The organism is Paludisphaera borealis (assembly GCF_001956985.1).
Taxonomy (GTDB): Bacteria; Planctomycetota; Planctomycetia; order Isosphaerales; family Isosphaeraceae; genus Paludisphaera; species Paludisphaera borealis.
The window spans coordinates 7,081,102-7,094,904 of record NZ_CP019082.1; the positions used below are offsets into that span (position 1 = coordinate 7,081,102).

Consider the following 13,803-nt stretch of genomic DNA (forward strand, 5'->3'; position numbering starts at 1 on the left):
CCGCCCGTGTTCGAACCGGTCGTCATGGCTTGTAAGCCTTGAGCATGGCCTCGCGGCGGGCCCGGAATTCGCTGTCGGACTTCCACTCGGGGAAGGCGTCCCCTTCGGCGACTCGATAGCCGACTTCGAGCAGCAGCCGCGCGTCCTCGACCGCGCCGGACAGGTCCCAGTCGGGTTTGATCTGGTCGCTGACCTTGTGGTAGTCCTTCTCGGTGTACTCGTCCTGCTTCTGCTTGCCGTAACCGGCGGGCTTGCCGATCAGGTCGCGGCCCCCTTCGGGATCGAGCGCGGGGACGCCTCGCTTGGCGAACTCGAAGTGGTCGGAGCGGTAATAGTATCCCTTCTCGGGCTCGGCGTCGGGCTTGACCACGCGGTTCTGCGTCTTGGCGACCTCGATCAAGAGATCGTCGAGGTTCGACTGCCCCATCCCGATGCTGATGATGTCCTGCGCGCGTCCCCAGGCGTTGACGCCGTCGATGTTGACGTCGGCCAGCGTGCGTTCGAGCGGGTACAGCGGATGAGCCGCGTAGTACTTCGAGCCCAGCAGCCCTTTCTCCTCGGCGGTGACCAGCAGGAAGAGGAGCGACCGCTTGGGAGGGGGATTGATCCGGGTGAACCCGCGCGCGATTTCGAGGACCGTCGCCACGCCCGACGCATTATCGATCGCGCCGTTGTAGATCTGATCGCCGGCGAGCTTGGGGTCGCGTCCCAGGTGGTCCCAGTGGGCCGTGTAAACCACGTGCTCGTCGCGCCGGGTCGGGTCCGCGCCTTCGAGCCGGGCGACGAGGTTGCGCGACTGGACCTGACGCATCGTGGTGTTGACCGCGAACTCGGCCTTGGTGTTCAACGAGACGGGGCGGAACGCGCGGTCGACGGCGGCTTTCTTGAGCGCCGCGAAATCCTGACCGCCCGCCTGCAAGAGCTTGGTCGCGGTTTCCAGGTCGATCCAACCCTCGACGGCGGGGCGCTGGGGCGAGCCTTCCTTGGGGGGCTCGGCGATGTCGAAATTCTCGCGGCTCCAACTCCCTTGGACGACCGAGAACGGATAGCCGGCCGGCCCTTCCTCGTGGATCAGGATCGCGGCGGCGGCACCTTTCTCGGCGGCGATCTCGTACTTGTACGTCCAGCGCCCGTAGTAGGTCATCGCCCGTCCCTTGAACACGGCGGGGTCGAGCTCGCCTGGCGTCTTGGGATCGGGGACGGCTGGGTCGTTGACGAGCATGATCAGGGTCTTGCCGCGGACGTCCACCCCTTTGTAGTCGTCCCAACCGTACTCGGGCGCGACCACGCCGTATCCGACGAAGACCACGTCCGAATTCTGGACCTTGACCTCCTGCGCCAGCCTCCGCGACAGCGCCACGAAGTTCTTGGGGAATTCGAGCGGAATCGGGCCTCCAGGCGTCTGGAACGAGGCGTGGACCGCCGTGGCTTGAAATCCGACCAGCGGGACGTTCTGGACGAACGTGCCGTCGGGGTTTCCCGGTTTCAGGCCCAGCGCCTTGAACTGCTCGGTGAGGTAGGCGGCCGTCTTTTCCTCGCCAGGCGTGCCGGGACCGCGGCCTTCGAAGTCATCGGACGACAGCGCCTGAATGTGCTTGAGGATCGCATCCGACTGGATCGCCTCGACCGCCGGCTTGAGACGCTCGTCGGCCGCGATTGCGATTGCGGACGCGCCTGCGACCGCGACCAGGCAGGAGGCCAGCCCGAACGCCGGCCCGCCACGAAAACGGAATCTCATGGGGTGTCTCGCTCCTCGCCCGAACGCCAAAGTGTTTGCGGTCTCAGCCGGCGTGATGTCGCAAAAGGCCCATGATACGCTCCCTCGGCCGATCGTGCGACAGGCTCGTGACCGCCTCGCGCGATCGGCTCGCGGTCTCACGCGGCTAGGATTTCGATAGACTGGATGTTGGTTGAATTCAACCGGAGAGGAACCCGTCCGTAACGACCTGGGCGCCTGGCTCCGACGATCTCAATGGGACGGATGGGTATCCGCATCAGAAGCCTCTTGCCCGCGGTCTGGATGATTTCAGCGGCGTTCTGCTTTGCGACGATGGGGGCGCTGGCCCATGCGGTGGGCGCTCATTGCGATTGGATGCTGGTCGCTTTCCTTCGGATCGTCTGCACGTTCGCTTTCTCGGTCGCACTGGCGTGGAGCGGCGGCGCGCGGCTGGTCCTCTGGACGCCGCGGACGCTCTGGATGCGCAGCATCGCGGGGACGATCAGCCTGGTCTGCACGTTTTACGCCCTGACGCATCTGCCGATCGCCGACGCCCTGACCCTCACGAACACGTACCCGCTCTGGATCGTCTTGACCTCGGGCCGACGAGGGGGCAGGGCGGGATGGGGGGCCGATCTCGCCTGCGTCGTCTGCGCCGTTCTCGGAGTCGTCTTCATCCAGACGCCCTATCTGTCGGGAACCGGCGACGGGAAGGCGGTACTCGTCGCGCTTCTGGCTTCGTTCGCGACGGCCGTGGCGATGATGGGCCTGCATCGGCTGCGCGAGGTCGACGCCCGCGCAGTGGTCGCCCACTTCTCGGGGCTGGCGAGCCTCGTTCTGGCCGGCTTGCTCGTTTTCGGAAGGCCGGACGCGGTCGCGGCGTCGCTCGACCGCGCGTCCGTGTTCTTGCTCGTGGGCGTCGGTCTCTGCGGCACGTTCGGCCAGGTGCTCCTGACCAAGGCGTTCGCCTCCGGCCCCCCGGCGCGGATTTCCGTACTCAGCTTGACCCAGGTCGTGTTCGGGTTAGGCTACGACCTGATCCTGCAAACCCGGCAACTGACCATTACGACGCTGCTGGGATTCGTGATGGTGCTTGCACCGACCGCCTGGATCACGCTTCGGGCGGCTCGACGGTCGGAACGGAACAGCCCATCCCACGACGCCGGCCTCCGCGAACGATCGCTGGCGTCCTGACACGGAGAAGGGATGTGCGGTCCACGTTTCCCCCCAGTCCAGAATTTGAACGGGTCTTGCGAAACGAGCCTCGGCCGAGCCTCGACCGCGTGGCGCTGGAGATCGCGCGCGACGCCTACCCCGACCTGCGCATCGACGCCTACGTCGAGCACATCGACCGACTCGCCCAGCGAATCCGCGAGCGTTGCCGACCCGACGCGCCCACGCTCAAGACGCTCCGCCAGATCAACTGGGTGCTGTTCATCGAGGAAGGGTACACGGGGAACCAGGAAAACTACTTCGATCCCCGGAACAGCTACCTCAACGAAGTCGTCGACCGCAAGACGGGCATCCCGATCAGCCTGTCTGTCCTTTACTGGTCGCTCGCCGATCGGCTGGGCGTCGGACTGTCGGCCGCGAACCTCCCCGCGCACTTCATGCTTCGCCTCGACGCCGTCGACCGACCGCTTTTCATCGATCCGTTCCACGCCGGCGAGATCCTCGACCTCGACGCCTGCCAGCGCCGGCTGTCGCAGCTTACCGGCGGCGAGGTGACGCTCTCCGAAGCCCAGATCGCACCGTGCTCGTTCCGGGTCGTCGTCGCCCGGATGCTTCGCAATCTCAAGGCCGTCTACCTGGGCGAGGAGGATTATCCCTCCGCCCACCAGATCCAGCGACGGCTCGCGGCCATGGCCGGCGACGATCCCATCGAACAGCGCGATCTCGGCATGATCTGCCTCCAGCTCGACCTTCCCAGCGAGGCCATCGACCCCCTGGCGGCTTACCTGCGGTCGCGCCCCGAGGCGTCCGACTCCCCGACCGTGCGCGATCTGCTGACCACCGCCAAGGGGCTCGTCGCTCGCTGGAACTGAACGCACGATCCCACGCACGCTGAATTCGACGGTCCAGCGGACGAACCCATCAGAAACCGTAAAGTCCCCGACGACCTCGACCGATACCTGAAAGGAGAGAACGGCACTCGCCGGCGGCGAGCGCGCCAAGATTGACACCATTGCGAATAACGGCCACGACGCGCAAAAGCTCCCAGGGGATCAGGACGATCACCCTGCCAGCAAATCCCCCAGTTCGCCTCGCCCAGCCGTTTTATCCAGGAGGAGGGCTTCGACCCCATGCGCTTCCCGAGAGTCACGCCTGGACTTCTACTCCTGATGTCGGGATTGTGCGGATGCTCTCAGACTGGAGCCCTGCGCCCGACGGAGCCCGACAACATCAGGACGACCGCCTCGGTCGGCGACAAGGCGCTGCCGGTCGTCGCGGGGGCTCCCGGTGGGTCGTTGCGGGCCGACACGGCTGACCCCGAACTTCCGCGCACAGCGAAGGGGCGGATCTCGGGGCGGGTTTACGACGAAGAGGGGCGTCCCGCCTCCAACGCCATGGTGCGCCTGGCGGTCGGCGCTGATCCGGGGGGTAAGGCGGTCTTCGCGAAGACCGATCGATCGGGTGCCTTCACGCTCGGCGGCCTTCGGCCCGGCTCGGCCTACACGGTGATCGCCGAGTATCAGGGCGAGCAGGGGATGATGAGCGGACGCGCCGACGCCGACGCGCCGGACACTAACGTGCGGATCGGCCTGCATCTGCGAGACGCTGGGATCGGTAGCGGCGGCGACGTTCGCTCGGCGGCCCGACCGGATCGGTCGAACGTCAAATCGATCTCCAGGATCGAGGACATCGACGACGAAGAGGAGCCGCGGGACGATACGGCTGCGGTGAATCGAGAGGACCTCGCGCCGCCGGCCTCCGACGCCGCCGTCGCGCTGAGCCGCGGCGAACCGCGTCTGTCGCGCGTCTCGAAGACCGCTGATCCCGACCTCGATCTCGATCGCGTCGAACCTCGGCGCGGCTGGTCTTCGGGGGCGCGATCGTCGAAGCCGCCTCGGGCTGAGAAACCGGCCGATCCCGTCTTCGAAGACGACGGGGAATCGGAAGAGATCAATCCGCTGCCGCCGGCGATCGAGGTCGACAAGGTCAGCGATCGCCGCGAGCAACCTCCCGTCCGCACGGCCGCCCGGTCGCGAGCCCGGAGGCCGTCTCAGGTCGCCGAGGAGTCGCCGCTGGCCGCCGAGGCCGATTCGATCTCGGACGAGGAGGCTTCGGGCGCCGTCGCCGACGCTCCGCGACCGCTGCCCGATGGATTTGACAAAGGCAGTCGCACGGTCCGGTCGCAGGCCTTCGCTCCGCTCTTGCTCGACGAACCCGACGCGGCCCCGCCCAAGACGGCGTCTCCCGCGCGTTCCAGACAGCGCCCGCGGCCTCGCTCGGTCGAGGTCCCCGACGCGCCCGAGGACGGCGATCCCCAGGCCTTCCAGGCGAAGCGGCCGACATGGTCGGAACTTGCGCTCCAGGCGGGGGCGATTCCACTCGACGAGGCCATCGAGAAGACCGCCGCTCGTAGCGTGGCGACGACGGCGGCGAGAATCCAGCCCGTCGAGACGTCCGTGAACCGCCCGGCGCGGCGGACCGAGGGGGACGCCTCGCTCACGGCGGCGCCGCGCTCGTTTGGTCGGAAGTCGCTGGCGCCGTCGCTCCTTCCTCAGAGCAAGAACAGCCCGTTCTGCGAGTTCGACGCCAGCGAGCAGCGGCTCATCGACTTCGCCCTCCCCGACGTCAGCGGGCGCATGGTCTCGATCCGCAGCCTCGACGCCGACCTGATCTTGCTCGATTTCTGGGGAACCTGGTGCGACAAGTGCCTTACGTCGATTCCGCACCTGAAGGAGCTTCAGTCGACGCTGGGCGGCAAGCGCCTACAAGTCGTGGGCGTCGCTTGCGAGCAGAAGCCGGCGAACGAGCGCGCGGCGATCGTGTCCAAGGTGGCCAAGAAGCTGGACATCAACTACACGGTGCTGACCACCGCCATGGACGGTACTTGCCAGGTTCAGGACGCGTTCCAGATCCGCGTCTATCCCACGATGATCTTGCTCGATCGCGACGGTCGGATTCTCTGCCGCCAGGAAGGCGCGACCGCCGCGACGTTGGCCAAGATCGACAGCTACATCGCGAAGAACCTGGACCGCGAACCCGCCGCGTCCGCGGTCGCCATCGGAGCCAAGCCCGCCGTCCGCCGCTGACGAGCGTCGGCGGGTCGCGGCGATCGATCGTTCGGCTTCAGCCGCCTGTCACAACGATCGTGGTGGATTCTTCTTTCGTCTTCGAGCTCTTGGCGGGCTTCGACTTGGAGTCGTCCTTGCCCGTCTTGAACAGAATCACCTTGCTCATGCCGCCGTCGTAGATCTTGTTGTCCTTGACGTAGGCGTGAAGTGAAGCGAGCGCCTCGCCGACGGTTTTCGAGTTCGCCCCGAGCATCACGTTGGGCTCGATGGAGGATTCGAGGGTCACTCCCGGAGGCAGGGCGGCGGCGAGCTTCTCCTTATCCTCCGCCTGGATCGGCGGCGGCGCCGTGGGATCGGCGGCCGGGCCGCATCCCAGCCACGAGAAGCTGACGAGCAGGCACAGCACCAAGGCGATGCGACTCTTTCGTGCACGGATCGACGTCATCGTTGAGATTCCTCGCGCGCCGCTGCCGTCGCGGCGAAGCCGGTTGGGACCCTGGATCGAATTGTCGTTGTGAAGTTGTCGTCTGGGACAGGCCGGGTCCGCCGCGGTTCGGCGGCGGGATCCGGGTGCTGTCACTCAGTCTGCATCGCGGCGTGCGGGAAATCAAGCCCGCCCGCTGGCGGACGTCGTCCTCCGGCCACACTCAGGTCAGGCCGATGATGTTTCCCTCGGCGTCGACGTCGATCCGCTCGGCGGCGGGACGCAGGGGCAGACCGGGCATCCGCATGATCTCGCCGGTCAGGGCGACGAGGAAGCCCGCGCCGGCGGCGATCTCGACGTCGCGGACGTTGAGGGTGAAGCCCTGCGGTCGGCCTCGCAGCTTGGGATTGTCGGAGAGCGAGTCCTGCGTCTTGGCCATGCAGATCGGCAACTGGCCGTAGCCGAGCTGGGTCGCCTTGCGGAGCTTCTGTTCGGCGGCCTGCTGGATGACGACGCCCGCCGCGCCGTACATCGCCTTGGCGATCCGCTCGATCTTGCGTTCGGCCGGCCAGTCGAGCGGGTAGAGCGCCTGAAAAGGGGTTTCTGGGACGGACGCGGCGGCGACGACCTTCTCGGCCAGGTCGGTCGTTCCCGCTCCTCCCTTACCGAAGACGTTGGCCGTCGAGCAAGGGACGTTCCGCGACTTGCAGAAGGCGTGGACCAGTTCCAGCTCTTCGGGCGTATCGGCCGCGAACTGGTTGATCGCCACGAGGGTCGGCTTGCCGAAGTTCGCGGCGCTGTCGAGATGGGCCGCCAGGTTCACCAGCCCGCGCTCGACGGCCGCCGGATCGGGCTTGGTGATCTCCGAGAGGGCCACGCCGCCGTGCATCTTGAGGGCGCGGATGGTGGCGACGATGACCACGGCCGCCGGGTTGAGGCCCGCCGAGCGGCACTTCAGGTCGAAGAACTTCTCGCCGCCGAGGTCGAAGGCGAAGCCGGCCTCGGTCACCGCGTAGTCGGCGGACGCGAGCGCCATGCGGGTCGCCAGGACCGAATTGCAACCGTGGGCGATGTTCGCGAACGGGCCGCCGTGGACGAACGCGGGCGTCGACTCGGTCGTCTGGACGAGGTTGGGGAGGATCGCCTCCTTGAGGATCGCCGTCATCGCCCCCGTCACGCCGAGCCGGCCGGCCAGCACGGACGAGCCGTCGCCGCCGAAGCCCACGAGGATGCGGTCGATCCGCTGGCGGAGGTCGGCGAGCGACTCGGAGAGGCAGAGGATCGCCATCACCTCGCTGGCCGCCGTGATGTCGAACCCGCTTTCTCGCGGGACGCCCTGGGAGTGGCCGCCGAGGCCGATGACGATCTTCCGCAACGACCGGTCGTTCATGTCGAGCGCCCGCTTCCAGAGGATGCGGGTCGGGTCGAGATCGAGGTCGCGGAAGTAAAGGCGGTTGTCGATGGCGGCGGACAGCAGGTTGTTCGCGGCGGTGATCGCGTGGAAGTCGCCGGTGAACTGGAGGTTGATTTTGTTCGACGGCTCGACCTTGCTGAGGCCGCCTCCGGTCGCCCCTCCCTTACGGCCGAAGACCGGCCCCATCGAAGGCTGGCGCAAGGCCAGGGCCGCTCGCCGGCCGATCCTCCACATCCCCTGGGCCAGGCCGATCGACGTCGTCGTCTTGCCCTCGCCGGCCGGGGTCGGCGTGATCGCCGAGACCAGGATCAGCTTGCCCGCCGGCCGCCCGCTCGCGGTCAAGGCGTCGAGGTGCACCTTGGCCTGGTCGCGCCCGTAGGGCTCCAGGAACTCGGGTGCGATGTCGAGGTCGCGGGCCACGTCGACGATTGGTCGCAAGCCGCCTCCATTGGTTCCAGCCATTGCGGTCTAATCCTCAGTCAACGAATGAGTTTCCCCGCGGTCGTCCCGCAAGGGGTCGATCCACTGATCGAAATGAACCCAGATTACCCGTGAATATTGCCAGATCCAGGGAACGAACGGCAAGCACAGTCCCCATGCCAGCAACACGAGGCGAAACAAAGACCAACTCGGGATCAGCAAATGCAAGATCAACGTCAGCAGCGCGATGATCGGGATGCCGGCCCCGTAGCTCACGTACATCGCCCCGGTGAAGTACCCCGGATCGCCGCGGTCGAAGTCGAGCCCGCACCCCGGGCAGTCGTCGTACATCGAGAGCGGCGAACGGAACATCGCGTGTCCGCACTGGGGGCAGCCGCGGCTAACCATTACCGACGGGGAGAAGCGGTACTTCATGGCACCTCGAAATCAGGAATTCAAGACGACGGCTTTGACGACCCGACGCCGGTCAGCTCGACCGTCGAGGCACCGAGATGGACTATGCGATGTTCGTCCGTCAACCGCCATCGATTCAGGCCGGGTGGAGTCTGCCAGGCGATGAATGCTACCAAAGCCGAGATGATCGGGCCGGAGATTTCGATGGGAACGTTCCAATTCGCGAAGCCGATCGCGGCGGTCGCAGAGGCCAGAATCATAATGCCCGGGGCTACGAAGACGACGTCGTAGGCGGGGATGATCCACCTCCCGGTCATGAAGCGCCCCGGCAGGCTCAATGGAGGGTGATATCCGAGTAAATACAAGCCGCCGTGGCGGAATAGCGAAATCGCGAACACACCCGCCGTGCAAATGTTCGTGAACCCGACGGCGTCGGCTCGCACGGTGAATCGTGACGCGAGGCAAGCGAGAGCGAACTTCGAGCTGATCCCTTGTTCCGTTTCGCTTGGGTGTGGACCGATTCCGCGGCAAGGATGGTCATATCCGCTTGCCCTGATCGCCGTGAAGCCAATCCTGGCCGTGTCTGGGTGCCGGGCCGGATCCGCCGGCGGGCTCGGGGGATGCCTCGGAGCGGTCTCGAGTCAGCCTTCCAGCCAGGAGAACCGGCTCCCCCAACCCCGTCGGATCCAGCGGGCCAGCAGCTCCGTGCGGCTGGATACGCCGAAATGCCGGAAGATCAACTTGACGTACTGATTCACGGTGTGCGGGCTCAACCGCAGCCGGGCCGCGGCCTGCTTGTCGCCGTCGCCCTCGAGCAGGCAGGCCAGGACCTGCCGCGCGCGGGGCGGCAGGTCGCGCGGCGACGGGTCGGTGAACCGCGCCAGCGGACCGCCGACTAGCGGTGCGAGCACCGCGGCCGTCTCGCGCACCAGCCGGAGTTCGCGGGCGTCGAAGTCGCGACGCCTCCTGCCACGGAAGATGACCAATCCGAAGTTGTTATCCGACGCGTGCGGGATCGGGCGGAAGCACCACAGGATGTGGTCCGCGCCGAAAGAGGTCATGGTCCTCTGGTACTCGGCCGAGGTGTACCACGGGCGGTCGGCCCGGAGGTCGGTCCGGCGCAGGCAAAAGCCCTCGGCGGGATCGAAGTATCGGAAGCCCTCGACCATGGTCGGCATGTAGGTGTCGGGCTCGCGGTTGAAAGCCTCGAAGTGGGCGTCGAACGCGCGACGCGGGACGAAGCCGGCCTGCCAGCCGAGGGTGACCGTCCCCAGGTCGCGCGGCCTACCGGAGCGGCAGCCCGCCATCTCGCCGAGGATGCCGAGTTCGGCGTCGATCAGGCGCGCCAGGCCCGACAGGGCGTGCTCGCGCCAGGCGTGGCGGTCGTCCCCCAGGTCGCGGCAGTCGCCGAGGAGCCCCGAGATCGCCCTGCAATCCTCAGCCCTGATGCGCGCGGACTTCGCCATCGGAAGAAGACCTCTTTTGCCAGTCGATTCTCACGGCGACTCCCTGATTCTAGGGAATGGCCGGCGCGGAGAGAAACTGTAAGCTCCCTTCAGGCCGCACGGAGCGCCGTGCCGCACACAAGAGTAGGTCACCCGCACGGGCGAACCCTCGCCGTCGCGCACAGAAGGGAGAGGCACGAGGATGTTGCGTCGAAGAATCTCCACTCCCGCCGCGGGCGGGCCGATCCGGGGACTGGTGTGCCGGATCGCCCTGGCGGCGATCGCCGTGGCCGGCCCATCCGCCCGGGCGGGTTTCATCGAAAACCACGCCTCCACACGCGCCACGGCCGGGCATCATCCCGGGTCGGTCTCGGACGACATGGATTCGGGCCAGTTTAGCGCCACTTCCTCCGCCTCGGACAACGGGGGCGGGTACTCTTCGGGTTCGATCGTCGGCACTTCCAGTTCGGCGACAGCGGAAGGCTCCTCCCATGGGTTCAGCCTTCGCGTCGAAGCCAATTACAAATTCGTGGGTCTCGATGTCGAGGGAGGCGCCTCGGCAAATGCGTCGTGGGAAGACCTTCTCTTCCTGAGCACCTACCACCCGGACATCGTCGGTAACACGATCCGACTCAACTTCCGCGCGCAAGGGGAGGTTTTCCGCTCAGGCGATTCTCTCGGCGGGGGGGGATCGAGTGTTGGGCTGAACCTGGCGGGATCGAGCTACGACGTATCCTGGATGACAACCAGTGCTGCATATGTGAATCGCACCGGGAACGGGCTGGTTCATAGTGGGTGGGATTCATTTTCCGGTGGGGCGGCTGCCTTCGATGGGTGGACACACATCGACATCCCAATTCTCTTTGGTGTGGGAGGTCCGGGCACGGGATACTTGGGGACGGGTGGAGTTTACTTCAGCGTCAACCTGGGCGCTCAGACCGGCGGTCGGGCCAGCTCGGGCCCCCTCGGCGCCGACCTTCATGCCTGGGACCCATTTCAGTTCGTCTCCGTCACCCTCCCGGACGTGGGCAACGTGACCCCCGAGTCCTTGGGCGTCGGCATCACCTTCGATTCGGGGATCTCCTCTCCGAACCTGGCGACCGTTCCCGAGCCGTCGAGCCTCGTCCTGTGCGGCACTGGCGCCCTCGGATTCTGTTGCTTCCTGCGTCGCGGACGGAAGCCCCGGGAAACTCGGCGATGATGTAGGCGGGCGGCCCAGGTTGGAACAACCTGGGTCGCGGAGCGTTGGGTGGCCCGGTAAGCACCCGTCAGGGCGAAGATCGTTGTTTTTTGCTCCGTTGCTATCGGATCCCTAATATCGCCCCGATCTCCTCGGCGAGATCGGACGCTTGCGCCACCATCTTGCCGACCGCCAGCGCGCCGGCCCCGTCGACCGCCGCCGCCCATACGCCACGGCTGAGCGACGACGTCTGATTGATCTTGTCGCCTAGCGCCCCGATGCTCGCCGACGCATCCATAGTGCCCCTCTTGAGGCCCGATGCGTCGGTCGTCATTCTGATCGCGATCTTTCCGATAAGTGCCATGTCGATTCTTGCTCGTACGTACTGGACGGCCTTCCGGGATGAGCGCCGAACAGAGAGCGACTTCTTCTTCTGACCGGCCGAATAGCCTCGGATCGGACTCCCGCCATGACGCCGATCCGAGTCCTCCCACGACCGCCGCGCTGTTATTTCAAATACTTCGCGAGCCAGTCGTGAATCTCACGCCACCAGACGATGCGATTGGGCGGCTTGGCGATCCAGTGGCCCTCGTCGGGGAACCAGACGTAACGGCTGGGGACGCCCCGGCGCTGGAGGCTGGTGAACATGCCGAGTCCCTGGGCGTCGGGGACGCGAAAGTCGAGTGCGCCGTGGATCACCAGGGTCGGCGTCTTGAACTGGCCGGCGAAGAAGCTGGGCGAGCGCTCGCGGTAGTGCTCGAATTTCTCCCAGGGCGGTCCGCCGTACTCCCAGTCGGGGAACCACAGTTCCTCGGTCGTCCCGTACATGCTCACCAGGTCGAAGACCCCGGCGTGGCTGACGAGCGCCTTGAAGCGGTCGGTGTGGCCGCAGATCCAGTTGACCATGAACCCGCCGTACGACCCGCCGGCCGCCGCGATCTTCGTCTTGTCGAGGAACGGGTACGCCTCAAGCGCGTGGTCAAGCCCCTTCATGAGGTCGTCGTAGACTTTGCCCGTCCAGTCGAGGCTGATCTGGTCGGTGAACTTCTGACCGAACCCGGTCGACCCACGGGGGTTGATCGCCACCACCGCGTAACCGGGCGCGGCGAACAGCGAGTAGTTCCACCGCCCGTGCCATTCGTCGTGCCAGGCGCCTTGCGGGCCGCCGTGGATCAGGAAGAGGACCGGATACTTCTTCTGGGGATCGAAGCCCGGCGGCTTGAGCAGCCAACCCTGGACCTTGTCGCCGTCGGCCCCGTCGAACGTGAACGACTCCAGCGGCGAGAGCGAAACCTGCGCGAGCAGGGGGGCGTTGTGCGAGGTCAGGACGGTCGGCTTCGGAGAGCCTTCCTTCAACACGTGGACCTCGGCCGGCCGATCGGCCGCGTGGTGGAGGAAGGCGATGCTCTTGCCTCCCGGCCCCATCGAGATCGACGTGTTGACGCCGCCGGTCGCCAGCCGCTCGGGCGCCTCGGCGCTCTTGGGGACGCGAAGGGTCACGATCGGCTCGGTCCCGTGGTCGTCGATGACGGCGGCGAGGGTGTCGGCCGTCTTCCACGCGAACTCCTGGACCGGTCGGTCGAGATGCGAGCTGACGTCGATCGTCTCGCCCGTTTCGAGATTCCGAACGCGGAGGCCCCAGAGGTCCGACTCGAAGCCGGGCTTCGACTGCGACACATAAGCGAGGTGCTTGCCGTCGGGCGAATACGACGGCTGGCCGTCGGCCGCGGGATTCGACTCGGTCAGGTTCTTCGCCTCGCCTCCCGTTGCGGGGACGGTCCAGATGTCGGTGTTCGTGGACCAGGCGGCATCCTTAAGCGGCTCGGCGACGAACGCGAGGCTGGCGCCGTCGTGCGCCCAGGCGTAGTCGCCCGATCCGCCGAACGGGGCCGGGGGGGTGTTCACTTCGAGCTTGGGCGTCAGGTCGACGGCCTGGCCGGTGGCGACGTCGGCGACGAACAGGTGGCTCTTCTTGCCCTCGTTCCAGGCGTTCCAGTGACGGATCATCAGGTGATCGTAGGTGCGAACCTTGCTCTTCTCGGCTTCCTTCTCCTTGTCCTTCGCGGCGGTCTCCTCGGGGGTCTTGCCCGGGTAGACCTCGGCGGCGAAGGCGATCTTGTCCCCCTTGGGCGACCAGATCGGACCGTTGACGTCGATCGGCAGCTTGGTGACCTGGCGGGCCTCGCCGCCGTCGATCGGCAGGAGCCAGACCTGCGACGACCCGCTCCGGCTGGAGACGAACGCGACGCTCTTGCCGTCGGGGCTCCAGCGCGGGTGGTTGTTCACGCCCGTCGCGGTCGTCAGCCGCTTGGGCTCGCCGCCGTCCGAGGAAACCAGCCAGAGGCTGCTGTTCGTCTTGTCGGTCGAGCGGTCCAGCTCGGAGACGACGTAGACGATCGAACGGCCGTCGGGCGCGAGCTGAGGGTCGCCGACCGCCTTCACGGACAGCAGGTCGTCGACCGTCATCGGCCGGTCGGCCGCCTCAAGACTGGCGCTAGCGGCGATCGAAACCACGAAGAGTGCTCCTGTCATCCAGCGTTTCACGATT

The 13,803-nt window shown here is 66.5% G+C and carries 12 protein-coding genes; 4 read left to right on the forward strand and 8 right to left on the reverse strand.

What is annotated here, in order from left to right:
* Positions 1–22: 22 nt before the first annotated feature.
* A complete protein-coding gene (locus BSF38_RS27415) occupies positions 23–1,738 on the reverse strand; it encodes a M28 family metallopeptidase (protein ID WP_076350207.1) in 1,716 nt (571 codons plus the stop codon).
* Between the two features lie 243 nt (positions 1,739–1,981).
* On the opposite strand from BSF38_RS27415, the gene BSF38_RS27420 reads away from it, so the two are divergent.
* From BSF38_RS27420 to BSF38_RS27430, 3 genes are all read left to right on the forward strand, one after another.
* Positions 1,982–2,911: a DMT family transporter gene (locus BSF38_RS27420; RefSeq protein WP_076350208.1), complete on the forward strand. Its 930-nt coding sequence runs from the start codon at positions 1,982–1,984 to the stop codon at positions 2,909–2,911.
* A gap of 56 nt (positions 2,912–2,967) precedes the next feature.
* Positions 2,968–3,762: a SirB1 family protein gene (locus BSF38_RS27425; protein ID WP_237170640.1), complete on the forward strand. Its 795-nt coding sequence runs from the start codon at positions 2,968–2,970 to the stop codon at positions 3,760–3,762.
* A gap of 258 nt (positions 3,763–4,020) precedes the next feature.
* Positions 4,021–5,976, forward strand: coding sequence for a redoxin domain-containing protein (locus BSF38_RS27430; RefSeq protein ID WP_083713603.1), 1,956 nt, complete (start codon positions 4,021–4,023; stop codon positions 5,974–5,976).
* Positions 5,977–6,013: 37 nt separating this feature from the next.
* On the opposite strand, the gene BSF38_RS27435 is transcribed toward BSF38_RS27430, so the two are convergent.
* The 5 genes from BSF38_RS27435 to BSF38_RS27455 form a co-directional block, all read right to left on the reverse strand.
* The gene (locus tag BSF38_RS27435) at positions 6,014–6,403 is read right to left on the reverse strand and encodes a hypothetical protein (protein ID WP_076350210.1); all 390 of its coding nucleotides are present in this window, start codon (positions 6,401–6,403) and stop codon (positions 6,014–6,016) included.
* A 202-nt stretch (positions 6,404–6,605) separates the two neighbouring features.
* Complete coding sequence (locus BSF38_RS27440) at positions 6,606–8,258, reverse strand: formate--tetrahydrofolate ligase (protein WP_076350211.1); 1,653 nt, start codon at positions 8,256–8,258, stop codon at positions 6,606–6,608.
* 6 nt (positions 8,259–8,264) lie between these two features.
* On the reverse strand, positions 8,265–8,651 hold the full coding sequence (locus BSF38_RS27445) for a DUF983 domain-containing protein (protein ID WP_076350212.1): 387 nt from the start codon (positions 8,649–8,651) through the stop codon (positions 8,265–8,267).
* 20 nt (positions 8,652–8,671) lie between these two features.
* On the reverse strand, positions 8,672–9,073 hold the full coding sequence (locus BSF38_RS27450) for a hypothetical protein (RefSeq protein ID WP_076350213.1): 402 nt from the start codon (positions 9,071–9,073) through the stop codon (positions 8,672–8,674).
* Positions 9,074–9,271: 198 nt separating this feature from the next.
* Complete coding sequence (locus BSF38_RS27455; protein ID WP_076350214.1) at positions 9,272–10,096, reverse strand: helix-turn-helix transcriptional regulator; 825 nt, start codon at positions 10,094–10,096, stop codon at positions 9,272–9,274.
* Between the two features lie 235 nt (positions 10,097–10,331).
* Between BSF38_RS27455 and BSF38_RS27460 the strand changes: the two genes are divergently transcribed.
* The gene (locus BSF38_RS27460; protein ID WP_168189475.1) at positions 10,332–11,276 is read left to right on the forward strand and encodes a PEP-CTERM sorting domain-containing protein; all 945 of its coding nucleotides are present in this window, start codon (positions 10,332–10,334) and stop codon (positions 11,274–11,276) included.
* A 100-nt stretch (positions 11,277–11,376) separates the two neighbouring features.
* Here BSF38_RS27460 and BSF38_RS27465 read toward each other — a convergent pair whose 3' ends face one another.
* Together BSF38_RS27465 and BSF38_RS27470 are read right to left on the reverse strand one after the other, a co-directional pair.
* On the reverse strand, positions 11,377–11,589 hold the full coding sequence (locus BSF38_RS27465) for a hypothetical protein (RefSeq protein ID WP_145952356.1): 213 nt from the start codon (positions 11,587–11,589) through the stop codon (positions 11,377–11,379).
* Positions 11,590–11,762: 173 nt separating this feature from the next.
* Positions 11,763–13,799 (reverse strand): S9 family peptidase, encoded by a 2,037-nt coding sequence (locus BSF38_RS27470; RefSeq protein WP_237170642.1) that lies wholly within the window; start codon positions 13,797–13,799, stop codon positions 11,763–11,765.
* Positions 13,800–13,803: the final 4 nt, after the last annotated feature.

Coding starts and splice junctions, on each gene's coding strand:
- BSF38_RS27420 (WP_076350208.1), top strand. CDS start 1,982: ATGGGTATCCGCATCAGAAGCCTCTTGCCCGCGGTCTGGATGATTTCA.
- BSF38_RS27435 (WP_076350210.1), bottom strand. CDS start 6,403: ATGACGTCGATCCGTGCACGAAAGAGTCGCATCGCCTTGGTGCTGTGC.
- BSF38_RS27445 (WP_076350212.1), bottom strand. CDS start 8,651: ATGAAGTACCGCTTCTCCCCGTCGGTAATGGTTAGCCGCGGCTGCCCC.
- BSF38_RS27430 (WP_083713603.1), top strand. CDS start 4,021: ATGCGCTTCCCGAGAGTCACGCCTGGACTTCTACTCCTGATGTCGGGA.
- BSF38_RS27440 (WP_076350211.1), bottom strand. CDS start 8,258: ATGGCTGGAACCAATGGAGGCGGCTTGCGACCAATCGTCGACGTGGCC.
- BSF38_RS27465 (WP_145952356.1), bottom strand. CDS start 11,589: ATGACGACCGACGCATCGGGCCTCAAGAGGGGCACTATGGATGCGTCG.
- BSF38_RS27415 (WP_076350207.1), bottom strand. CDS start 1,738: ATGAGATTCCGTTTTCGTGGCGGGCCGGCGTTCGGGCTGGCCTCCTGC.
- BSF38_RS27455 (WP_076350214.1), bottom strand. CDS start 10,096: ATGGCGAAGTCCGCGCGCATCAGGGCTGAGGATTGCAGGGCGATCTCG.